The following is a 23,271-nucleotide window of genomic DNA, read 5'->3' as shown; positions in this document are numbered from 1 at the left end:
TTGTCTGAAAGCTAATTCATTCGACTATACATCTACGTCGCCTTGTATGATTTAGTATAAAAAGAATCCCCGCTGCGCCTGCAATGGGGATTTATTATGCCATCTATGAAAGGATGGATGATTTTAGGATTTTAAAGTGAAGACCGCAATAACTAAAGCTAGATACATCAAAAAGGTCAAGATAAAACTAGCTCGCCAGAAAACCTTGAAGAAACGGCGATATAAAAAATTCTTTTTCTTTAAAAGGAAGAAACCACAAAGACCAATCGCTAGTAGTGATAGGGCTAGGACAAGCTGAGGCAGTAGACTGTTATAGTAGGCCTTGTCCGAAATCAGATAAAATTCAATTGCATAGAGAGGAAAGGCAATGTCCGCAAAGTTCCATCCTCGGTTTTGCAACCTAAAGAACTTGACAGCAATTATCGAAATGGCCAAGGTTAGAAAGATAAATAGGAAGGCTACTATTTTTAAAAATATAATCGATTCAAACATACATTCATTCTATAAAAAATGTGAAAAAAAGTAAACCTAAAGCTTGCATTTCTTTGAAATTCGTGTATAATGAAAAGGTATGTGTAAAACACATATTTGTGGGAGGTAAAAATCTTTAATTACCGCCAAAACCACAATAGGAGGATTTTATATCATGGCTAAAAAAGTCGAAAAACTCGTAAAACTTCAAATTCCTGCAGGTAAAGCTACTCCAGCTCCACCAGTCGGACCAGCACTTGGTCAAGCAGGTATCAACATCATGGGATTCACAAAAGAGTTTAACGCTCGTACAGCTGACCAAGCTGGTATGATCATCCCAGTAGTTATCTCTGTGTATGAAGATAAATCATTCACTTTCATCACTAAAACACCACCAGCTGCTGTTCTTTTGAAAAAAGCTGCAGGTGTTGAAAAAGGTTCAGGTACACCAAACAAAACTAAAGTTGCAACAGTTACTCGTGCACAAGTACAAGAAATTGCTGAAACTAAAATGCCTGACTTGAACGCTGCATCTCTTGAAGCTGCAATGCGTATGATCGAAGGTACTGCTCGTTCTATGGGATTCACTGTTACTGACTAAGTAGCACCCAAGATTATCTGATTACAAGGAGACATATAACATGGCTAAAAAAAGCAAAAACTTGCGTGCTGCTCTTGAAAAAATCGACAGCACAAAACTTTACAGCGTAGAAGAAGCTGTTGCTCTTGCAAAAGAAACTAACTTCGCTAAATTTGATGCATCAGTTGAAGTTGCTTACAACTTGAACATCGACGTACGTAAAGCAGACCAACAAATCCGTGGTGCAATGGTATTGCCAAACGGTACTGGTAAAACTTCACGCGTTCTTGTTTTCGCACGTGGTGCTAAAGCAGAAGAAGCAAAAGCTGCTGGTGCAGACTTTGTTGGTGAAGATGACCTCGTTGCTAAAATCAACGGTGGTTGGTTGGACTTCGACGTTGTTATCGCAACTCCAGATATGATGGCTGTTGTTGGACGTCTTGGTCGTGTACTTGGTCCACGTAACTTGATGCCAAACCCTAAAACTGGTACAGTAACAATGGATGTTGCTAAAGCAGTTGAAGAGTCTAAAGGTGGTAAAATCACTTACCGTGCTGACAAAGCAGGTATCGTACAGGCTCTTATCGGTAAAGTATCATTTGACGCTGACAAACTCGTTGAAAACTTCAAAGCTTTCCACGATGTAATGGCTAAAGCTAAACCAGCTACAGCTAAAGGTACTTACATGACTTCAGTATCTATTACAACAACACAAGGTGTTGGTATCAAAGTTGATCCTAACTCACTTTAATCAATAGAAAGATTGTCTTAGGGCAATCTTTTTTTTGAGATTTTCTTGACAAGCACTTGATTTCGATTTATACTATATTCAATTTACATAAAAGGAGTTATCCGATGAAAGTAGCAGAGAAAGAAGAGCTTTATAAATACCTTTCTGCAGCCTACAACCTTCCGCAGGAAGCATTTTCAGAAGCCCTGCGTGAAAAAATATTGGAGGTGGCAGGTCAGCTGGACAAGGAGGAAAATCTCTATATACTGGCAGGACACTTAAGTCGCTTTATCAATGCAGAGTTAACAGCTCTGACTTGTCGAGCGCCTAAGGAATTGGTGCAACTAGCCCATTACCTTCAAGAGGTTCTAAACCATTATCGCTATGCTAGTCTCTTTCCAGGAAAGGTAAAATAGGAGAAAACATGACAGAATATACAAAACCACTCGTTTGGAAGTGGGAAGATGAAAATGACAACCGATCTGGCAACCGTCCAACAGCAGGCAGTCGCTTTGAGCAAGACCTACCAAGGGGAGAGAAGTCTTTCCAAGTCTATTCATTAGGGACGCCGAATGGCATTAAGGTTGCTATTATGTTGGAGGAGTTGAAAGAGTTAGGTATTTCGGAAGCTGATTATGACCTCTTTCTCATCAATATCGGTCAAGGAGACCAATTTGGCTCCGATTTTGTTGCTATCAACCCCAATTCCAAAATTCCAGCCATGGTAGATTATTCTGAAAAAGAACCCGTTCGCGTCTTTGAATCAGCAAATATTCTTCTCTATTTAGCAGAAAAATTTGATGTTCTCTTACCGAAAGAATGGGCTGAACGGACTGAAGTCCTTAACTGGCTCTTCTGGCAAACTGGCGCCGCTCCATTTGTTGGTGGAGGATTTGGACATTTCTTCCATTACGCTCCGACAGCGCAAGAATATCCGATTAATCGCTATACAATGGAAACTAAGCGTCAGCTAGATCTCTTGGATCAGCTATTGGCGACAAGAGAATATATAGCTGGAAATACCTATACCATCGCAGATATTGCTATTTGGTCTTGGTATGGTCGTTTGGTGCAAGGAGAACTATATCCAGGTTCGGCAGAATTTTTAGATGTTGATTCTTACAAGCATCTAAAGACCTGGGTAGAGAAAATAGCTCAGCGCCCAGCTGTACAACGAGGGTTGACAGTGAAATATCATTCAATTGATAATTAATTGACTTGCCCACCTTATGGGTGGGTTTTTCTTTTACTTTGGTATGATAAAAGTTTATAATGAAAGAGTTAGACTTTGTGAAAATCCAAAAATAGAAATTAATAATTGATACTCAATGAAAATCAGAATTAGACTAGGCGACGTAGATGCAGATAGAACTGAAGTTCATCAAATCAAGTCAACAACGTCTGATTTTGATTTTCGAAGAGTATGAGTTTTTCCTGTCTTATATTTACATAGAAAGTAATAGAAAAATGTCCGAAAAAGTTGAAATGCAGCAGTCCAAAGAACAGGCGACAATGGCTAGAGGCTTGGCTTGGTTGACTGCTGGAAATATTCTTAGTCGCCTGCTTGGTGTTGCCTATGTTATTCCCTGGTATATTTGGTTAGGGGAATATCGAGCTGAAGCCAATGCCCTCTTTAGTATGGGGTATCAAATCTATGCCAACTTCTTATTGATTTCAACAGCTGGTCTTCCGACAGCTATTGCCAAACAAGTAGCTAAATACAATGTCTTGGGTAAAGAAGAGGTGTCGCTTTACTTGGTCAGAGAATTCTTCAAGCTCATGTTGGTCTTTGGAGCTGTCTTTGCAGGGGGCATGTATCTAAGTGCTCCGTGGTTGGCAGACGCATCGGGGTCGAAAGAAAAGTTACTTCCAGTCATGTATAGTCTAGTCCCGCCTCTCTTTATCTTCCCAGCCATGAGTATCTTGCGTGGTTTTTTCCAAGGTCGGCACGATATGAAGCCCTATGCTATCAGCCAGCTTGCAGAGCAGCTGGTACGGGTTATCTGGATACTGGCAGCAACATTTATGATTATGAAGTTGGGTAGCGGTGACTATCTTGAAGCAGTTGTCCAATCTACCTTTGCAGCTTTTGTCGGGATGATTGCTAGTGTTGGGATTTTAGTTTATACTTTATGGAAGCAAGGTTACCTTGGTAAGTTGCTTCATGCTAAGAAACAAAAGATTTCTTTGGATACAGGTCAACTTATTAAGGAAACTGTTCGAGATGCGATTCCAATTATCATTTTAGGTCTAACGATTCAATTATTGCAGTTTATTGACCAAGTCACGTTTATTCGTGTTATGGAAAGAATTACGGATTACAGTAATTCGGAACTTTTGGAACTTTATTCATATATGGCTGCCAATCCAAGTAAGATTACCATGATGATTATCGGGATTTCACTGAGTTTGGGAAGTGTTGCTATTCCATTGATTACAGAGAAATTTGTCAAGAAAGATTTGAAGGCGGCGTCTCATTTAGTGGCGGATAATCTACAATTACTCTTTATATTCACTATACCGGCAATTGTTGGAACAGTCCTGTTAGCTGGGCCACTTTATACGATTTTTTACGGACCGTCAGAGCCAATCGCCATTACTCTATTTATTTGGAACTTATTTTTAATTTTACCTCTGGGACTATATTCTGTCATTAGTGTGGTCATTCAAGCGATATTTGAAAATAGAAGAGCCATTTATTATTTCTTGATTGGGATGCTAGTGAAAATCGTTTTACAAGTACCAATGATTTATGTCTTTAAGGTATATGGTAGCTTTATCTCAACGATATTTGGGTTGGGAATTATGCTGTACCTCTTCTATAGGCGAATTGACAAGGTTCTGCATATTGATGAAAGACTAGTGATAAAAGATATTGCGACCATTAGTTGGATTTCTATCGTAATGGGACTCATTGTATGGGGGATTGAATTTGTCTTGAATCTTATCCTTCCAGCAAATGGCTATGTATCTAGCTTTATCCACTTGGCTGTTGCAGGTGGAGCAGGTATGCTTGTCTTTGTCATCTTGACATTGAAGACTCGTCAGCTAGATCGTTTAATTGGAAGTCGGGCTCAGAGTTTACGGAGGAAATTACGCCTAGGCTAGTTTATTTTAAAAATCTCTATTTTCTACTATTGAAAAGCTGGGAAAAAGAGGCGTTTTAGAATGTGAGAAGGAAAGTTCGTTGAGGATTTTCCTTTTTTCTTGGAGATTTCAGTATAAAAAAAACGGTTTTTGTGGTAGAATAGTAGGGATAAAAAAGAGGAGAGAGATGATGAAACCTAAATACGAACGTATTCTAATCAAACTATCTGGTGAAGCCTTGGCTGGTGAACGTGGTGTCGGTATTGACCTTAAAACTGTTCAGGAAATGGCAAAGGAAATTCAGGAAGTCGCAGAATCAGGTATTCAGATTGCCCTTGTTATTGGTGGTGGTAACCTTTGGCGTGGAGAACCTGCTGCTGAAGCGGGTATGGATCGAGTTCAAGCAGACTATACAGGCATGTTGGGGACTGTTATGAATGCTCTTGTAATGGCTGATTCCCTTAAACAGCTTGGTGTGGATACACGTGTGCAGACAGCGATTGCGATGCAGTCAGTTGCAGAGCCTTATATTCGTGGTCGTGCTCTTCGTCATCTTGAAAAAGGTCGCATTGTTATTTTTGGAGCTGGCATTGGTTCTCCGTACTTCTCAACGGATACGACAGCGGCTCTTCGTGCTGCAGAAATTGAAGCTGATGCGATTTTGATGGCTAAAAATGGTGTGGATGGCGTCTACAATGCCGATCCGAAGAAAGATGCTAATGCAGTTAAATTCAATGAATTGACCCACCGTGAAGTGATTAGTCGTGGTTTGAAAATCATGGATGCGACGGCATCAACTCTCTCAATGGACAATGATATTGATTTGGTCGTGTTCAATATGAATGAACCAGGAAATATTAAACGTGTTGTCTTCGGTGAGCCAATCGGTACTACCGTTTCAAATTCTTCAGAAGAAAAATAAATCATATCGTCATTTAGTTTTTCTTTTATTACTTCGTTAATTTGCCTTGCCTAACTTCAGTTATACCTGTGGCTCGTTACCTAGTACTAAAAGTAAACTAAAAGACTGTAAAAAAATACAAAGAAGGAAGTCTTATGTCTAAAGAAATTATTGCTAAAGCGCAAGAGCGCATGAACCAATCTCATCAGAGTTTGGCACGTGAATTCAGCCACATTCGTGCTGGCCGTGCCAATGCTAGTTTGTTGGACCGTATTTCAGTTGAGTACTACGGTTCTCCAACGCCATTGAACCAGTTGGCTGGTATTACAGTGCCAGAAGCGCGTGTTCTATTGATTACTCCGTTTGATAAGTCAATCTTGAAGGATATTGAGCGTGCTTTGAACGCTTCAGATCTTGGTTTGACGCCACAATCTGACGGTACTGTTATCCGTTTGGTTATTCCTGCCCTTACAGAGGAAACTCGTAAGAACTTGGCGAAGGATGTGAAAAAAGTCGGTGAAAATTCAAAAGTTGCCATCCGTAATATCCGTCGTGATGCCATGGATGAAGCTAAAAAAGCTGAAAAAGCAAAAGAAATCACAGAAGACGAGTTGAAGACGCTTGAAAAAGATATTCAAAAAGTAACAGATGATGCTATCAAGACAATTGATAAAATGACTGCCGACAAAGAAAAAGAATTGTTGGAAGTTTAATCAACAAGTTTTTAGGCTACAAAAATAGATCATCACTGGGCTGTCTAACTTCCAGTGGTGAACCAATAAGAAATCTAATGGGGGGAGTTAGACAAGACTTCCCCCACTTTTTAATCAGAAAGAAGAAAATCATGAATGATTTATTAGCACAGTATATCGTTGGTTTAGTGACTGACGAAAACGATCAGTTTTACTTTGTCCAAAAAGAGGGTAGAACCTTTGCTCTTTCTAAGGATGAGGGCGAACATAGTCTAGGTCAATCTGTTAAAGGATTTGCCTATACCGATATGAAACAAAAACTCCGTTTGACAACTAAGGAAGTTGGAGTGAGTCGTACCAGCTTTGGTTGGGGAACTGTCACAGAGGTACGTAAGGATTTGGGTGTCTTTGTGGATACAGGTCTACCAGACAAGCAAGTGGTTGTTTCCTTGGACATTTTGCCTGAAATCAAGGAACTCTGGCCGAAAAAAGGGGATCAGTTGTACGTCAAATTAGACGTCGATAAGAAGGACCGCATTTGGGCTCTGCCAGCTTTTCAGGAAGATTTTCAGAAAATGGCTGGACCTGCTTATGATAATATGCAAAATCAAAATCTGCGAGCGATTGTCTATCGTTTGAAAATGAATGGTACTTTTGTTTATTTGCCAGACAACAACATGCTTGGTTTTATCCACCCAAGTGAACGATTTGCGGAACCACGTCTGGGTCAGGTTTTGGAGGCGCGTGTCATCGGCTACCGTGCAGTTGATCGGACCTTGAACTTGTCTCTCAAGCCACGTTCATTTGAGATGCTGGAAAATGATGCTCAGATGATATTGACTTATCTGGAAAGCAATGGAGGTTTCATGACCTTGAACGATAAGTCTGCTCCGGAAGACATCAAGGCCACCTTTGGTATTTCCAAAGGGCAATTCAAAAAAGCTCTTGGTGGTTTGATGAAGGCTGGGAAAATTAAACAGGATTCTTTGGGAACAGAGTTGGTATAGGAGGCATCTATGCTCGTATATATTGCTGGTAGTGGAGCAATGGGGTGTCGGTTTGGTTATCAATTGTCTAAGACAAATCATGAAGTGATTTTGCTGGATAATTGGGGAGAGCATATCGAGGCAATTCGAGAAAACGGCTTGAAAGTGACTGGAGATGTAGAGGAAACTGTATACTTACCCATCATGAAACCGACCGAAGCAACGAGAGAAGCAGATTTTATCATTCTATTGACTAAGGCTGATCAGTTGCCAAAGATGTTGCGGGATATTAAGCCAATTATCGGTCCAACTACCAAGGTTTTGAGTCTCTTGAATGGTTTGGGGCATGCGACGACCATGCGTCGGTACGTGCCAGATGAAAGTATTATGGTTGGGGTGACCATGTGGTTGGCGGGACTAAAGGGTCCTGGACATGCTCACTTAGAAGGTCCGGGTTCTATGTCCGTTCAGCATATTCTTGGTGATGAGCAATCAGTTGCGGATATTATTGAAATGCTGAATGAAGCTGGACTAAATGTGACCTATGACAATCATGTTGTCAGTGCCATTTGGCAGAAAGCCTGTGTCAATGGTGTGATGAATCCAACTTGTACCATTTTAGACTGTACAATTGGTGAATTATTTGGTACGGAGGCTGGACTGAATCTAGTACAGGGGATTTTCAAAGAATTTATTGCTGTTGCTAAGTCTGAGGCAGATGGAATTGACGAAGAAGCTATTTGGAAATATGTTATTGATGCTTCGAAGAAGGCTTCCAATCACTATCCATCTATGCACCAGGATTTGGTCCAACATGGTCGCAAGACAGAAATTGATTATCTGAATGGAGCAGTTGTTTTTAAGGGCAAACGTGCAGGTATCCCTACGCCATACTGTCAGATGATAACGGACATGATTCATGCCAAAGAGAGTATGCTGGGGTTGAGATAGGAGAAAGTCATGCTGATTGAAGCGGAAACGATTGAAGACTATCTGGCTGCCTTGCCTGAAAATCGGAAGGAAGCAGTTGAACGACTCCATCAAGTGATTGTGGAACAGTTACCAGCTGGTTTTGAAGTAGGAATCTTGGGAGCTATGATTAACTATTATGTGCCGCTTGCTGCCTACCCTGATGGTTATCATTGCACACCGGGAGAGCCCCTGCCTTTCCTTGCCTTGGCATCACAAAAGGCACACATCGCCCTCTACCACATGGGAATCTATATGGACCAAGAATTGAATGATTGGTTCGTTGCTGCTTATCAAGCACAGGTGCCTACCAAACTGGATATGGGCAAGTCCTGTGTTCGTATGAAAAATCCAAAGAATATTCCTTATGAATTGATTGGGGATTTAGTTAGTAAGATGTCTATGGAGCGCTATATAGAGCTCTACGAAAAAAATCATAGAAAGTAGATGTAGTGAGAAGAAGTTTTTATTCTTGGTTGATGACCCAGCGCAACCCGAAAAGTAATGAACCAGTAGCTATCTTGGCAGATTATGCCTTTGATGAATCTGATTTTCCTAAGCAATCAGATAATTTCGATGAAGTCAGTCGTTTTTTGGAGGAATCGGCCAGCTTTGCCTTTTCCATGTCTGATTTTGATGCGATTTGGGAAGATTATTTGGGACATTGATGGATAAAATAGTACAAAATAGCCCTGTTTGGGCTATTTTTGTTATAATAGAGAAAAGCACAGGAAAAGGAGCAACTCTTGCTAGAACATTCAATTGATATACAACTCAAGCATCCAGATGATTCGTTTAGTCTATTTGGTTCGAATGAACGCCATCTGAGATTGATGGAACAGGAACTAGGTGTGGTTATTCATGCCCGTACGGAAAAAGTGCAGGTGATTGGACAGGAAGAACATGTAGAACAAGCGCGTCTTGTTATCCAGTCTCTCCTTGTCTTGGTGAGTCGTGGTTTGGTTATCAATACGCCAGATGTGGTCACAGCTATTTCCATGGCAAAAAATGATGAGATAGAGAAATTCGTTGCCCTCTATGAAGAAGAGATTATCAAGGACAACTATGGCAAACCCATTCGCGTAAAGACTCTTGGACAAAAACTCTACGTGGACAGCGTAAAGCGTCATGACATCGTGTTTGGAATCGGTCCTGCTGGTACAGGTAAGACCTTCTTGGCGGTTACTCTAGCTGTAACAGCCCTCAAGCGGGGACAGGTCAAACGCATTGTCCTGACCCGTCCTGCGGTCGAGGCAGGTGAAAGTTTAGGCTTTTTACCAGGGGACTTAAAAGAAAAAGTAGACCCCTATTTGCGTCCTGTCTATGATGCCCTCTACCAGATTTTGGGTAAGGAGCAGACCACGCGCCTAATGGAGCGCGAGATTATCGAGATTGCACCGCTGGCCTATATGCGGGGGCGGACCTTGGAAGATGCCTTTGTCATCTTGGATGAGGCGCAAAATACGACCATTATGCAGATGAAGATGTTCCTGACCCGTCTGGGTTTTAATTCCAAGATGATTGTCAATGGGGATATTAGTCAGATTGACCTGCCACGCAAGGTTAGGTCAGGCCTGATTGATGCGACAGAGAAACTAAGCAAAATTCCACAGATTGATTTCGTACATTTTTCAGCCAAGGATGTGGTTCGCCATCCAGTTGTTGCCCAGATTATTAATGCCTATGAAGAGGAGGCTCTGGTAGCTGATAGTCGAGTAAGTTTTGAAACGATTGGGGAGCCTAGTCGGAAATACAATGGTGAAGAGTAGTTGTTTCATTGGCTGATATATAAAAGAATTGTTATGCTAGTTACATTTGATATATAATAAAAAGCCTGACTGGATGATACTGTAAGTGATGAAACAAACAGGAGCTTAGTCCAAATAAGCGACTTACACCATATAGTAAAATCACATCGTACAGCAAATATCAACTATTTGTCACAAGTTATACCAAGCTTATTGCCCGACTCCCTTAAAGCATTGTCACAACGTTGCTTTGTCACCGGTATCATATAAATCTATTAAAATATTGCTAGTACTTCAAGTTGGATTAGAGATTAAATCTTAACGACATTTTCGAACCAGCCCTCATTGTAGCGGATAGAGATCATAAAACCTATAACTTTATGGATTGTTACCAATAAAAAGGCTGGTTCTATCTGATTCGGATTCGAGATGGGAAAAGCAGCATGAAACCGAGTTTTACTCCCTTTCTTTTCGCATGTTCGGCACCGATAAGTATGAAACCCTCGTGGCCAATTGTAATAAACCTGTAGCCTATATAAAAAATCCTCCTTTTGTGTTGTCCGAACATAAAATCCCAAGTATTACATCGGAAAAATACTTGGGATTAGATATCATAGATTAACTGATCAGAGTTAACTTAGAGACACTGATTGATGACAGGGCTTTTATGCACGAATAACAAGAAGTGGCTTAAGACCAAAACTTCTCTGCAATTTCTTGGCCTTGTTTAATTTTTGCCCACTGTTGCGGGATGGCCAATTCATTACCTGAATCACATGAAGCGAATCCACATTGATGTGACAAGTAGAGACGCTCTTTTGGAATAATCTTGCTTGCTTCCTCGAGTAATTTGTAAACACGTTCTTCATCATCCAAATCAGAAGTTTTACTTGAAAGTAGACCAAGAACGACTTCGACATTCTTGTCACGCAAGCTTTCCAAAGCTTTTAAATCACCTGCACGTTCATCATCCCACTCAAGGAAGAATCGATCGTATTTTTGGTCACGCAGGAATTTTTCAGCAATAGCTTCGTAAGTTCCGCCAGCTGCAGAGCGGCTTTCATAGTTACCACGGCAGTTGTGCGTCCAGACGGTCAAGCCAATTTCATGCCCGTAATCAATAACAGCATTATTGATAGCAACAAACTCATCAGCCAAAGCAGCTAATGCTTCAGAATCGTCTTGTGGCAAGAAAGGTACAGGGTTAGCAGGGTCAAATAATTCCCAAAGGCAGTCATCAAATTGAACGATTTGTCCACCAGCTTCCTTGTACTGGTCTAAAAATTCCTTATAGGCAGCGATGAGCCCGGCTTTTAATTCATCATGAGTCTTGTAGACTTGATTTGGTCCAACTTGTCCATTGAAAATTGTCAATTCATTAAAGGCATGGGCTGGACCGAAAATCGTCTGTTTGGTTACAGTTTCTCCTGCTAATTCTTTCACTTGTTTGAAAATATCAATGAAATGGTGATTTTTTGCAGAAAGTGGAGCAGTAATACGCAATCCAATATCCTTACGTGTTTCAAAAATCTGTCCATCATGGTCTTTAAATGGATAACCATGCTCAGCAATGTAACGCTCAATACCATCGAAGCCCCAGAGAAAATCTAGGTGCCACATTGAACGACCAAATTCTCCATCTGTCACAATATCCAAACCGTTTTCTTTTTGTTCTGCAACAATTTTTTGGATGAGTGAAGCTTCAGTTTCTTTGTAACCATCGAAGTCATCATAGAATGGGTATTTGATGTCTTCACGAGCTTCGATTTGTCGTTTAAATTCTCCTAAGTTTGCTGGTCGAAGAAGTGAACCGACTAATTGGAATCTTGAAGTTGTCATATGTGTGTCTCTCTTTCGTTTTAGTGATGAACCTATTCTAACTCATAAGCTATCATTTGAAAAATAGTTATTTTCATGGCAAATCCATAGTTAAAAACTATAACTAGAAAAAATAGACGGAAATAACTTTCTATCATTTGTCAACTATGGTATAATCGAAAGTGCTGAAATCCGAACATTAGGAGACTTAGGAGAAAAATGAAAAAACAATCACCCTTTATAATTGCAGGAATCGTCATGCTAGGGGTCGTGATGCGTGCCCCCTTTACAGCTTTGCCTGCTATTTTGACAGATGTGGCAGCAGGACTGGGAGTAGAAGTGAGTTCATTAGGAATTTTAACCTCTATTCCGCTCATCATGTTTGCTCTCTGTTCATCCTTAGCACCGCGTCTTGCAGCTAAGTTTGGCATGGAAAAACTAATGGCCCTAGTCTTACTGGTTATGGTGCTGGGTTCAGGAATGCGAGTTCTCAACTTGCCAGCCCTTTACATTGGTACAATGCTTGTTGGTGCTACAATAGCGTTTATTAATGTTTTGCTACCAAGTTTGGTTGCGGCTAATTTTCCAAAGAAAATTGGTCTGTATACGACGATTTATATCACTCTCATGGGGGTGGCGGCGACAGTTGCATCCATGATTGCTGTGCCAATTGTATCCTCTAGTTCTTGGGAATTTTTTATTCTATTAATTACAGGATTGGTGTTTATGGCTTTCCTAATCTGGTTGCCTAATATAAAAAATAACCATCGATTTGCAAGTGAGAACCAAGGAAGCCAGAAATCATCTATCTGGAAAAATAAAGCAGCGATTGCCTTTTTGATATTTGGTGGGCTCCAATCAGTCCTCTACTATACAGAGATTACCTGGTTGCCAACTATTTCTCAATCAGTTGGCTTTAGTAAGGCAGAAGCAGGTCTAATGGCTGGCCTCTTCAATATGACAGCTATTCCCATGTCTATGATTATCCCAGCTGTTCTTTCCCGTCAGACAAAAGAAATGCGTCGAAATATCATGCTGGCTATTTCATCTGTTACCTTGCTTGGTTTGGTCATGATGGCATTGATTCCGACCAATCTCATTCTTTGGTCAGCACTTCACATTATTTTAAGTTTTTCAAATGCAGCCCTCTTCCCTTATATGATGTTGAGCTTTACTTTGAAAACAAGCAACAGCCAGGCTACTGCCCAGTTATCAGGAATGGTGCAGACAGGTGGCTATCTCATTGCAGCATTTGGACCAGGCCTTCTCGGTTATAGCTATCCAATCTTCGGAAACTGGCTGCCATTGATTCTTGCTCTGGCTATCGTCACACTTGCCATGATGTGGACTATTGTTCTCATTGAAAGAGAAGATATTATCTTATAAAGTATAATCCCTTAAGAAGGCTGGCATTTTTCTGTGAAAATGGCAGAGCTTCTAAGGGATTTTTTGTCAAACAAAAAAAGCTGGACATTTGCCAGCTTTTTAATGTGCCACACGTTTACGAGCAGCTTTTTTACGATTTTCCTCAATGAAGGCTTCTTTCTTTTCTTCTGGTTCAATGATTGTTTTGTGAACAGTGAAGACTGCGCCTGCTGCAAGAGCAACTGTAGAAAGAACACCTGTTAAGAAACCTTTACCAAAACCTTTAGCCATAGTTATTTCTCCTTTACTTGTGTTATAATAGATTTTAGCGAAAAAACAAAATATTTTCAAGGAAAAAGATGAAAACTAAAGTTATTGTGGTCATTGGACCAACTGCGGTAGGAAAAACCGCTTTAGGCATTGAATTGGCCCGGCGCTACAATGGAGAAATTATCAGCGGTGATAGCCAGCAAGTCTATCGCAAACTGGATATTGGTACGGCCAAGGCTAGTAAAGAGGAGCAGGCTGCTGCGGTTCATCACTTGATTGATGTCCGAGATGTGACCGAGGGCTATTCGGCTTATGAATTTGTAGCAGAAGCCAAGGCTTTGATTGCTGACCTTACTAGTCGTGGCAAGCTGCCTATTATCGTGGGTGGAACAGGCCTATATATCCAAAGTCTACTGGAAGGCTACCATCTGGGCGGGCAGGTTGACCAGGAGCAAGTTCTTGCTTATCGGGCGGAACTCGACTGCTTGTCTGACGAGGTTTTGGAAGCAATGGCAGAGCAGGCAGGTTTGACAGTCGAGGGAAACAGCCGACGGAGAATCATTCGTGGACTTGAGTTGAAAAAGTTTGGCAAAAACTTAGAAAATACAGAGTCAGAATATGAGCCTCTTTACATCTGCCTGACGGATGACAGACAGGCTCTTTACGATCGCATCAATCAGCGAATGGATATGATGATGGCGGCGGGCTTACTAGATGAAGTTAGCTGGCTCTACAGAGAGCAACCCCAAGCCCAAGCTGCTATGGGAATTGGCTACAAGGAGTTTTTCCCTTATTTTGCTGGTGAGCTTTCGCTAGAAGAAGCAGTTGATAAGGTCAAGCAAAATAGCCGCCGCTTTGCAAAACGCCAATTGACTTGGTTCAGAAATCGGATGCAGGTTCCTTTCTATTCAGTAGGCGAGCCAGATTACAAGTCGCAGATTTTCACCGCCGTGGAGGAATTTTTAAATGATTGAAACCCAGAAAGAACAAGAACGCGCTCTCCTGGTCGGAGTGGAATTACAGCAGACAGACAACTTTGACATGTCCATGGAGGAGTTGGCAAGTCTTGCTAAGACGGCTGGCGCTCTGGTCAAGGGAGTCTACACTCAAAAACGTGAAAAATACGACAGCAAGACCTTTGTCGGCTCAGGGAAACTAGAAGAAATTGCCCAGATGGTCGAAGCTGATGAGATTGATACCGTCATTGTCAATAACCGACTGACGCCCCGTCAAAATGTCAATTTGGAGGAGATTCTGGGGGTTAAGGTCATCGACCGCATGCAGTTGATTTTAGATATTTTTGCCATGCGAGCACGGAGCCACGAGGGAAAACTACAGGTCCACTTGGCCCAGCTCAAGTACATGTTGCCACGCTTGGTTGGACAAGGTATCATGCTCAGCCGTCAGGCGGGTGGTATCGGCTCTCGTGGACCAGGTGAAAGCCAGTTGGAGCTCAACCGTCGAAGCATTCGCAACCAGATTCACGATATCGAACGCCAACTCAAAACGGTGGAGAAAAATCGAGCGACTGTCCGTGAACGCCGCCTGCAATCAGGCGTGTTCAAAATCGGCTTGATTGGCTATACCAATGCTGGTAAGTCCACCATTATGAATGCTATGACCGATAAGCGACAGTACGAGGCGGACGAACTCTTTGCGACACTTGATGCCACGACCAAGCAGATTAACTTGGCTGACAAGTTCAACGTGACCTTGACCGATACAGTTGGTTTTATTCAGGACCTGCCGACTGAGTTGATTTCTGCCTTCAAATCCACCTTGGAGGAGTCCATGAACGTGGACCTCTTGCTCCATGTCATCGACGCCTCTGACCCCAATCACAGTGAGCAGGAGCAGGTGGTCTTGGATATTTTGAAAGACTTGGATATGCTGGACATTCCACGTCTAGCTCTCTACAACAAGTTGGACAAGACCGATGACAGCTTTACCCCAAGTCAGTTTCCTCATGTCATGCTGTCCGCTAAGGATGACAATGCCAAAGGCCATATACAGATGATGGTCTTGGCCAAGATTAAGACCATGTTTGAACGATTTGAGGTCAGGGTTCCACTTGTTGAAGCCTATAAATTGCATGATTTGGCAACTCTGGCACTGATTGAAAATCGGACCTATGAAGAGGATGTGGAAGTGGTATCAGGCTATATCGCTTCCAGCAATAAATGGAAGTTGGAAGAATTTTATGACGGATTATCTTGATTTGGCAATCAAATACGGTGGCTTTACCAGCCTGGACAAGGTCTATCTGGCGAAGAAATTCGCTGATTTGACTGACCAACAAAAACTAGATTTTATCACGCCACCGCCTTCGGTTATCAATGCCTATTTTGCGGAAATCTACCAGAAACAAGGAGTAGAAGAGGCGACCGACTATTATCTCACTCTATCTCAGCAGCTCTGCCTTTTTCCAAAAGAGCCCAGCTTTGAAGAAGACAAGCCCTTTGTCCGCCTGAATTTATCAGGTAAGTCTTTCGGATTTGCCTATGTGTTAGCGGATGGTCTGGCTCAGGTTTTTTCGGAGCAAGACGAGGAAGTGACGGAGAGTTTGCTCTTTGAAATCGCCCAAGTTTTCCCCCACTATGTTGTCTTTGTGGAGGAGGGCAAGATTTTCATGAAAGCCAATCCCTTTAAGGACGCCGAGTTAGAGGAAGTTGAAACAGACTATCTCTTGACCCAGGTGGAAAAGGCAGAAGGTTTGGTCAAGATTTCAGGCTTTAATCAGGAAGAAGTGCTGGAAGTGGCGGACGGATATGCTGGTCAGTATTACTATATCTGGTCGGGTCGCTCTGCGATAATATTTATAGAAAATAGAAAGTAAACAATGCAAATTCAATTTTTAGGTACGGGGGCTGGTCAGCCCTCCAAGGCTCGAAATGTATCCAGTTTGGCCTTGAAACTCTTGGATGAAATCAATGAAATTTGGCTTTTTGATTGTGGCGAAGGGACGCAAAATCAGATTTTGGAAACTTCTATTCGTCCGCGTAAGGTCGCAAAAATCTTTATCACTCACCTGCACGGAGACCATATTTTTGGACTGCCAGGTTTTTTGTCTAGCCGTTCTTTCCAGTCAAGTGAGGAGCAGACTGATATTGATATTTACGGTCCTGTTGGCATCCGTTCCTTTGTCTTGGCAAGTCTTAAAGTATCAGGGACACGCCTACCTTATCGCATTCATTTTCATGAGTTTGATGTGGATACGGTAGGTCAGGTCCTAGAAACGGACAAATTCACGGTATTCGCTGAAAAGCTGGACCATACCATTCCTTGTGTCGGCTATCGTGTCATCCAGAAAGATTTGGAAGGGACATTGGATGCAGAGGCTCTGCGCGCGGCAGGTGTACCATTTGGTCCCTTGTTTGGACAGATTAAAAATGGTCAAAATGTGATTCTTGAGGATGGCAGAGAGATTATTGCTAGTGACTATCTTTCTCCTCCACGACCTGGTAAGGTGGTGACCATATTAGGCGATACACGCAAGTGCTATGCTAGTGTGCGTTTGGCAGTTAATGCTGATGTGCTGGTACATGAGGCGACTTACGGAAAAGGCGATGAGAAGATTGCTCGCAAGCATGGGCATTCGACCAATATGGAAGCCGCTCAGGTTGCCAAGGATGCTGGTGTCAAGCAGCTCTTGCTTAATCATATCAGTCCACGATTTTTATCCAAGGATATTAGTCAATTACGGAAAGAGGCAAGTACGATTTTCGAGCAGGTTCATATTGTCAAGGATTTAGAGGAAATTGAGCTATGAGAACCATTCTAATCACAGGTGCCTCTGGTGGCTTGGTACAGGAAATGGTGCCATTGCTGAAGGATGATTTTTTGATTTTACTAGGTCGTGATGTCGAAAAAATTGAGCAGCTCTATGCTTACCATGAAAAAAAAGCTGTCTTTGATGTAGACATCCGAGATGAAATAGCTCTGACGGCATTTTTCGATGAACTGGATAGTCAGTTTGGTCAGATTGATATTTTAGTCAATAATGCTGGCTATGCCATTTACGATGATTTTGAGAATTTTTCCAGCCAGCAGGTGCAGGCTATGTTTGACATCAATACTTTTGCTCTGATAACCATGTGCCGTTTAGTAGGTAAACGAATGAAGGCCAGACGGAGCGGGCAGATGATCAATATCATTTCCATGTCAGGTTTAATAGCTTCAAGCAAGTCATCCGTTTATTCGGCGACCAAGTTTGCAGCTATGGGTTTTTCCAATACCATTCGCTTGGAATTAGCCCAGTATGGTGTGACGGTTACTACGGTCAATCCAGGTCCAATCGCAACCAGCTTTTTCGACCAAGCAGATCCAGACGGAAGCTATCAAGAGAGCGTCAAGGCTTTCTTGTTGCAACCAGATTATGTGGCTCGGAAAATCGTGGCAGCTATGGGGACGAAGAAACGAGACATCAATCTGCCTTGGTCACTAGCAGCTGCTCATAAACTCTATACTCTCTTTCCAAGAATAGCAGACTACTTGGCCAGTACAGTATTTAATTTGAAATAGAAAAACGCCGAAATAACACTCGGCGTTTTCGTGTATACTAGCTACGCTTTTTTCTACGTAAGGAGATACTGCCTAGAAGTAGGCTACCTAATGCGATAGCGATATAGTTTGTTTTTTCACCTGTTTGAGGTAGTTGTTTTGCATCGGTAGACTTGGTGGTATGTACTACTGTAGTAGTTTTTGGCGCCTCATCCAGAATATTTTTTGGCATTTCAGGTTGTGGTACAAGAATTTCTACAGCTGGTAAGTCTTCTAAGGTTGCTAATTGGCTACCAAAGAGGGCGTTGGACACCCAACGGAAGAAGTGAACAGGGTGGACCTTGTTTGTTGGATTACCTGCATAGATAAAGACAGGTTGGTCTTGATAATTTCCAGCGATGGCGACAATTTTATTGGCTAATTTGTCATGACCAGGCCACCACCCTGCGATATAATAATCTTTGTCAGCAATTTTAACAAGTGTTTTAAATCCTTCAGGAATGCCTTCAATCCAATTACCGGAGTTGGAATAGAAAAGTCCATTCATGGCGTAGCCACTTGTTAATGGATCTTTATCATCAATAATAGCCCGCATAAGACCTTCATAGTCACCACCATCTGTAAATTGTTCCGCATTGAAACCTGCTAAGATTCCTAATTCCTCCAGTTTTTGCATGGCGACACCACCTACGATGATAATTGGTTTCTTACCAAATACACTGGCATCGAATTGATCTGATTCGAGAATGATAGCATCAGCCTCATCTGGGCTATTGACAATTTCAAAGCCCATTCGTTCTACCGCAAGTGCAGCATTTGCAAGAATGGCAAAGTCACCTGCCCAACTATAAGAGTGAGAAGGAGCATACACCTTCATTGCCTTCAATTCTTGTCCAAGAGGCTTCTTATAGAGAGGTTCGCCGTATAGAGCATAGGTGTCCAGCAAGTGGCTAAATTGGTTAGTTTCCATGATGTAGCCATCGTCTGTAAGGTAGACCTTAGCGCCTGATTTGATGGCTTGATTAATGGCCTGAACGGCGCTTTCAGATGTGTTTGCAACGATATAGTAAGGCGCTTTGAAATCAATTTCCGTAGTACGTGGAGCTTTTGTCCACGTGATGCTACCTAATTTGCCGCTAAAGGCGTTTCCTTCAAATACAGCCTTGGCACTAAAGCCTTTCATATCTGGGAAGTTGACCACCAATTCAGCATACATGGCTCCCCAAGCAGATTCATCAGAACCAGCGTAGAGGACATGGTTAGCGAATCCTCGTTTGGCTTGAGCCATATCGACAACTAGGTCGCCCTTGCGGAAGTTTCCAACATCTTCAGTTAATTCCTTGACAACAACCCCATTACGATTGAAGTATTCAATCATCTTAAATGCTTCTTGCATATCGTTGTGTTTATCAAGCGTCATAGGAATCACATAGTAGTCTGGGAAGAATTTTGGCTGGTCTTTTTTGACACGTCCGACAACAGCTCCGTCTGGTCCGACTAATTCAGACTCTGCTTTTGGATCTTCTACCTTATTGACACCGCGAGAATAGTATTTGAGACGCATTTCCATGAGACTGTCTGGCTTGGTTGCCATATTGTGAACACCGCCTAAAACAGCAAAGAATCCCGCCTTGAATGATTCTTGATTTCCTTCTGGAATTTCGATCGTGTGTCCAAGAATACCGTGGTACATTGCATACACCGCTGTATAGCCTGAGAAGGAATCGTCCCAACCATTTCCCCAGTGGACTTTAGGGATGGTGTAGCGTTCATATTTAGAATTTGCAATACCTGCTCGGCCCATTTCATGAGCTTTTTCCAGCATAATATCGGCTAGTAAATCATATTCAAAGTTCGGGTCATGTGGCGGAGTGGCAGGCTCGATGAGAAATCCAGATACAAAACCATGAATATCTAAAACAGATATTGGATTCCATTTGTGGATTTGACGGACGATGGCTTGTGTTTCTGGATTCACTTGGAAACCAGTATCACGGTTAGGGTCCAAACCATTTACTAGTGAACGCAAGTTTTTAACATCGCCATCAGGATTTTCTGTGAAATTGAACAAGAAGATAAATTTATCTAACAAATCTGTCACTTTTAAATGAAGAGTAACAGGATTTCCATCGGCATCTGTAGATGGGAAAGTGATGGTGTCTTTTTGTGCAAATTCTTTGAATAGGCTAGTTACCACATCTATGCCGGGTTGTTCATCAGCATGAGTGTTGTTGATGAGAATGGGTAATTTATAGTCGAAGGTTCCAGCTTGCAACTGTTTCAGCATCTGGTCGGGGTGGGTCAGCATGAGTGGTGTTGTTTCAGTAAGATATTTATCAATACTTGCTTGATCTTTAGCCACAACAGCCATTTTAATGTCTCTACCTTCAGCTGATTGACCAATTGACTCAATCCTTACTAGGCGGTCGGTCGCAGCATTATTTTTCGTTTCCTCAATCTCTGTTAACATTTCCTCATGTGTACGGTAGGCTTCATAAGGACGGAAATGAAGAGTTTTTGAAATGGTCAGGTTTCCATCGGCACTAGTACCTTCCAACAGCATATCTTTTATAAAATGTCGATAGGTACGGCGAATATTACTCGGTGTCCGTTTACTCAAATCTTCTCCAAAGAGAGCTGCGAGCTGGATATTCAAATGAAGTTGGTTGTCCTGTCTGCTTTCTTCTACTGTGATAAATGTATCGCCTGTGAAATCTCCCTCTTTCAAATTCCAGGTTTTCCATTCGGAAATAGGCTTTCCATCCAATGTCCATTCTATTTTTTCAGTTGTATCTGGAAGAGTGACGGATTCTGTGATAGTGACTGCTTCCGATAGATAGACAGTTTTTGTTTCGAGTGTAATTGTATCAATAGTCGGTACGGCAGATTTTTCTTCTGTAGGATCCTGACTATCATTATTAGCTGATTTGAGCGTAGTTTCCTCGGCATTGGGCTCGGAAGATGTTGTATCTTCTTCTGTGGAAACAGGTGTAGGAGAAGTATCTGCTATTTCTTCAGTTTGTTTTTCTGTCTCCTTCCCTTCTACAAGATTATCTGTAGCTTCGCTTGTGCTAGTTTCCGTGATAGGAGTCTCTTCAGGCAGTGGAGTCACTGTTTCACTAGTAGTAGGTGGTATCTCCTCTGTATTTGCGAAGACCGTTCCCTGAGCGAGAGATGCAGCTAAAAGAACTGTTGAGGCAAGTAGGACTTGATTCAACAGCCTTTTCTTATATGAAAGTTTCATGCGAACTTCCTCCTTTTGATAATGTGTACGGGGTAATAAATTAAAACGGGTTATTTCATGCCTATCTTATCAAAAAATATATGTCTTTACAATATAAATTGAATATGTTTATATATTTAAAATATTCAGAAATATCGAATCATAGAGACTATTTATTTTGAGTAGGATAATGAACTAAAATCTGTTATAATGGTAAAAAACTAAGGGAGAGATGTATGGAAAAACTTTGGAAAATTATATATAGCCGGACATTTATTGTCATTAGTTTGATTATTCTAACCATTTTCCTTATTCTTTGGTTGGTAGGTTCGGCAGCTACCTATATGCCTGCTTTATTGATTGTTTTGCAAATTTTTTCGATTTTTGTAGCTATTTCAATCATCAATAGACCGATGAATACCAGTTTTAAGTTAACCTGGATTATTTTTGTCATTGGTATTCCGATTTTTGGTGCTCTATTCTATTTTATTTTGCAGTCCAACATTGAAACCAAACGTTATCGTAAAAATTTTCATAAGCAAGCACAAAGACTTCGGGAGTATAGTAAGACGTCTGAAAAGGTCATGAAGGCATTGGAGCAGGAAGATAAGGAGCAACTGAAATTAGCTCACTTCATGAGTGAGTACGTTGGCTACCCAATTCATACCAATACGGATGCCGTCTATTTTTCAACAGGTCAGGAAAAATTTGAAGCTCTACTAGAAGAATTGAAAAAGGCAGAGCAGTATATTTTCATGGAGTACTTTATTGTCGATATGGGATATATGTGGGATTCTATCCTTGACATTTTGAAGGAAAAGGCAGCGCAAGGGGTGGAAGTTCGTTTTATGTATGATGGGATGAATTCACTGACCAATCTTCCCTATAATTACTATAAAACCTTGCGAAAATATGGGATAAAAGCCAAAGTATTTTCTCAAATTATCCCAGCCTTATCTACGGTGCAAAATAACCGTGACCATAGAAAAATTGCGATTATTGATGGAAAGGTTGCCTTTACCGGTGGCATTAATATCGCAGATGAATACATCAACAAGAAAGTGCGTTTTGGTTACTGGAAAGACGCAGCGATTATGATTAGGGGAGAAGCTGTTGCAAACTTTACGTTGATGTTCCTTCAAATGTGGAATTACAATGAAAAGACAGAGACAGATGACCTAAAATACCTCAAAACGCATAAAGATTTAGAGACGGAAACCATTGATGCTGAAGGTTTCTTCCTTCCGTATGGCGAGAATCCATTTGATGGAGATGAGGTAGCCAAACGAGTCTGCCTAGACATGATTCAGTCGGCAACGGATTATATTTATATCATGACACCCTACTTAGTGTTGGATGATGAAATGATTGATAATTTGACTTATGCTGCGAAGCGTGGAGTCGAGGTTCGCATTCTGCTACCGCATATCTACGATAAAAAATCTGCCTATTTGGCTGCTCGTACTGATTTTCCGACTTACTTGGAAGCAGGAATTGAAATCTTTGAATTCCAGCCTGGGTTTGTCCATTCCAAAGTTGTTTTGGTCGATGATAAGAAAGCTACTGTTGGTACGGTGAATATGGATTTTCGCTCTTTTTATCTTAATTTTGAATGTGGTCTCTATATTTACAATCATTCGGCAGTTTTGGCAGCTATTAAGGATGACTTTACTCATTCCTTCAAAAAATCACAGCAAATTAACCTTCTAACCTTCCATAAAACGTACTCTTGGTATAAGCGTTTGGGAGGAGCCCTACTGCGAATTATTTCACCTTTATTATAAATTGCACTATTAGTTCTTCATGGAGCAAGGGATCGACATTCTGTTTCGGTCTTACCTTGCTCCATTTTTCCTGGAAAATGGTATAATAGAAAGATAGTTTATACTCGGAAAAGTTACAGGTTACTTGTGATTTTGAGTATTAAGGAG

General features: G+C 41.5%; 23 protein-coding genes. 19 read left to right on the top strand and 4 right to left on the bottom strand.

The genetic code is table 11. The features are described from left to right. Positions 1 to 123: 123 nt before the first annotated feature. Entirely contained in the window at positions 124 to 492 is a 369-nt protein-coding gene (locus tag ODU50_RS03665) for a DUF3397 domain-containing protein (RefSeq protein WP_004194874.1), read from the bottom strand. 154 nt (positions 493 to 646) lie between these two features. On the opposite strand from ODU50_RS03665, the gene rplK reads away from it, so the two are divergent. The 12 genes from rplK to ODU50_RS03605 all read left to right on the top strand — a co-directional run bounded on the left by rplK (position 647) and on the right by ODU50_RS03605 (position 10,185). Continuing rightward, a complete protein-coding gene (gene rplK / locus ODU50_RS03660; RefSeq protein ID WP_002935890.1) occupies positions 647 to 1,072 on the top strand; it encodes a 50S ribosomal protein L11 in 426 nt (141 codons plus the stop codon). 40 nt (positions 1,073 to 1,112) lie between these two features. After that, positions 1,113 to 1,802, top strand: a complete 690-nt coding sequence (rplA, locus tag ODU50_RS03655; protein WP_004194879.1) for a 50S ribosomal protein L1 — start codon at positions 1,113 to 1,115, stop codon at positions 1,800 to 1,802. Positions 1,803 to 1,906: 104 nt separating this feature from the next. Then, a complete protein-coding gene (locus tag ODU50_RS03650; RefSeq protein WP_044683787.1) occupies positions 1,907 to 2,197 on the top strand; it encodes a hypothetical protein in 291 nt (96 codons plus the stop codon). An 8-nt stretch (positions 2,198 to 2,205) separates the two neighbouring features. Further along, positions 2,206 to 2,994 carry a glutathione-dependent disulfide-bond oxidoreductase gene (gene yghU, locus ODU50_RS03645; RefSeq protein WP_105121807.1) on the top strand — a complete coding sequence of 263 codons (789 nt, stop codon included), beginning with the start codon at positions 2,206 to 2,208 and terminating at the stop codon, positions 2,992 to 2,994. Between the two features lie 254 nt (positions 2,995 to 3,248). Continuing rightward, positions 3,249 to 4,889 carry a polysaccharide biosynthesis protein gene (locus ODU50_RS03640; RefSeq protein WP_105153539.1) on the top strand — a complete coding sequence of 547 codons (1,641 nt, stop codon included), beginning with the start codon at positions 3,249 to 3,251 and terminating at the stop codon, positions 4,887 to 4,889. Positions 4,890 to 5,055: 166 nt separating this feature from the next. Continuing rightward, on the top strand, positions 5,056 to 5,790 hold the full coding sequence (gene pyrH, locus ODU50_RS03635; protein ID WP_015445263.1) for a UMP kinase: 735 nt from the start codon (positions 5,056 to 5,058) through the stop codon (positions 5,788 to 5,790). Positions 5,791 to 5,924: 134 nt separating this feature from the next. Then, positions 5,925 to 6,482 carry a ribosome recycling factor gene (frr, locus tag ODU50_RS03630; RefSeq protein ID WP_009910199.1) on the top strand — a complete coding sequence of 186 codons (558 nt, stop codon included), beginning with the start codon at positions 5,925 to 5,927 and terminating at the stop codon, positions 6,480 to 6,482. A 131-nt stretch (positions 6,483 to 6,613) separates the two neighbouring features. Further along, a complete protein-coding gene (gene cvfB / locus ODU50_RS03625) occupies positions 6,614 to 7,468 on the top strand; it encodes an RNA-binding virulence regulatory protein CvfB (RefSeq protein ID WP_044687163.1) in 855 nt (284 codons plus the stop codon). 9 nt (positions 7,469 to 7,477) lie between these two features. After that, on the top strand, positions 7,478 to 8,398 hold the full coding sequence (locus ODU50_RS03620; RefSeq protein ID WP_105153540.1) for a 2-dehydropantoate 2-reductase: 921 nt from the start codon (positions 7,478 to 7,480) through the stop codon (positions 8,396 to 8,398). Positions 8,399 to 8,407: 9 nt separating this feature from the next. Continuing rightward, a complete protein-coding gene (locus ODU50_RS03615; RefSeq protein ID WP_009910194.1) occupies positions 8,408 to 8,863 on the top strand; it encodes a DUF1801 domain-containing protein in 456 nt (151 codons plus the stop codon). A 5-nt stretch (positions 8,864 to 8,868) separates the two neighbouring features. Next, positions 8,869 to 9,084, top strand: a complete 216-nt coding sequence (locus tag ODU50_RS03610; RefSeq protein ID WP_009910192.1) for a YozE family protein — start codon at positions 8,869 to 8,871, stop codon at positions 9,082 to 9,084. Positions 9,085 to 9,162: 78 nt separating this feature from the next. Further along, positions 9,163 to 10,185 carry a PhoH family protein gene (locus ODU50_RS03605; RefSeq protein WP_398581320.1) on the top strand — a complete coding sequence of 341 codons (1,023 nt, stop codon included), beginning with the start codon at positions 9,163 to 9,165 and terminating at the stop codon, positions 10,183 to 10,185. Between the two features lie 669 nt (positions 10,186 to 10,854). On the opposite strand, the gene ODU50_RS03600 is transcribed toward ODU50_RS03605, so the two are convergent. Continuing rightward, positions 10,855 to 12,003, bottom strand: a complete 1,149-nt coding sequence (locus ODU50_RS03600) for a cobalamin-independent methionine synthase II family protein (RefSeq protein WP_105153542.1) — start codon at positions 12,001 to 12,003, stop codon at positions 10,855 to 10,857. 198 nt (positions 12,004 to 12,201) lie between these two features. On the opposite strand from ODU50_RS03600, the gene ODU50_RS03595 reads away from it, so the two are divergent. Then, entirely contained in the window at positions 12,202 to 13,368 is a 1,167-nt protein-coding gene (locus ODU50_RS03595; RefSeq protein ID WP_105153543.1) for an MFS transporter, read from the top strand. Between the two features lie 99 nt (positions 13,369 to 13,467). On the opposite strand, the gene ODU50_RS03590 is transcribed toward ODU50_RS03595, so the two are convergent. Continuing rightward, the gene (locus tag ODU50_RS03590) at positions 13,468 to 13,638 is read right to left on the bottom strand and encodes a DUF3042 family protein (protein WP_012775205.1); all 171 of its coding nucleotides are present in this window, start codon (positions 13,636 to 13,638) and stop codon (positions 13,468 to 13,470) included. 68 nt (positions 13,639 to 13,706) lie between these two features. Here ODU50_RS03590 and miaA point away from each other — a divergent pair, with 68 nt between their 5' ends. The 5 genes from miaA to ODU50_RS03565 are packed head-to-tail and all read left to right on the top strand — an operon-like array spanning position 13,707 to position 18,138. Next, on the top strand, positions 13,707 to 14,591 hold the full coding sequence (gene miaA / locus ODU50_RS03585) for a tRNA (adenosine(37)-N6)-dimethylallyltransferase MiaA (RefSeq protein ID WP_105153544.1): 885 nt from the start codon (positions 13,707 to 13,709) through the stop codon (positions 14,589 to 14,591). Continuing rightward, complete coding sequence (gene hflX, locus ODU50_RS03580) at positions 14,584 to 15,834, top strand: GTPase HflX (protein ID WP_105153545.1); 1,251 nt, start codon at positions 14,584 to 14,586, stop codon at positions 15,832 to 15,834. Before miaA ends, hflX begins: the two co-directional genes overlap by 8 nt. Continuing rightward, positions 15,818 to 16,453 (top strand): cystathionine beta-lyase, encoded by a 636-nt coding sequence (locus ODU50_RS03575; RefSeq protein ID WP_105153546.1) that lies wholly within the window; start codon positions 15,818 to 15,820, stop codon positions 16,451 to 16,453. Before hflX ends, ODU50_RS03575 begins: the two co-directional genes overlap by 17 nt. 3 nt (positions 16,454 to 16,456) lie before the next feature. Then, positions 16,457 to 17,386 carry a ribonuclease Z gene (gene rnz / locus ODU50_RS03570; protein ID WP_105153547.1) on the top strand — a complete coding sequence of 310 codons (930 nt, stop codon included), beginning with the start codon at positions 16,457 to 16,459 and terminating at the stop codon, positions 17,384 to 17,386. Then, positions 17,383 to 18,138, top strand: a complete 756-nt coding sequence (locus tag ODU50_RS03565; protein ID WP_105153548.1) for an SDR family oxidoreductase — start codon at positions 17,383 to 17,385, stop codon at positions 18,136 to 18,138. The genes rnz and ODU50_RS03565 overlap by 4 nt, the downstream gene beginning before the upstream one ends. A 37-nt stretch (positions 18,139 to 18,175) precedes the next feature. Here ODU50_RS03565 and ODU50_RS03560 read toward each other — a convergent pair whose 3' ends face one another. Continuing rightward, positions 18,176 to 21,361, bottom strand: coding sequence for a M14 family zinc carboxypeptidase (locus ODU50_RS03560; protein ID WP_105153549.1), 3,186 nt, complete (start codon positions 21,359 to 21,361; stop codon positions 18,176 to 18,178). A gap of 215 nt (positions 21,362 to 21,576) precedes the next feature. Between ODU50_RS03560 and cls the strand changes: the two genes are divergently transcribed. Continuing rightward, positions 21,577 to 23,124 carry a cardiolipin synthase gene (gene cls / locus ODU50_RS03555; protein ID WP_398581319.1) on the top strand — a complete coding sequence of 516 codons (1,548 nt, stop codon included), beginning with the start codon at positions 21,577 to 21,579 and terminating at the stop codon, positions 23,122 to 23,124. The last annotated feature ends 147 nt before the right edge of the window (positions 23,125 to 23,271 follow it).

Origin of the sequence: Streptococcus sp. 2020WUSS084 (assembly GCF_044427445.1) — a bacterium.
In the GTDB taxonomy this organism is placed as follows: domain Bacteria; phylum Bacillota; class Bacilli; order Lactobacillales; family Streptococcaceae; genus Streptococcus; species Streptococcus suis.
The sequence above is the reverse complement of the archived record's forward strand: the minus strand, read 5'-3'. Positions and strand labels throughout refer to the sequence as shown.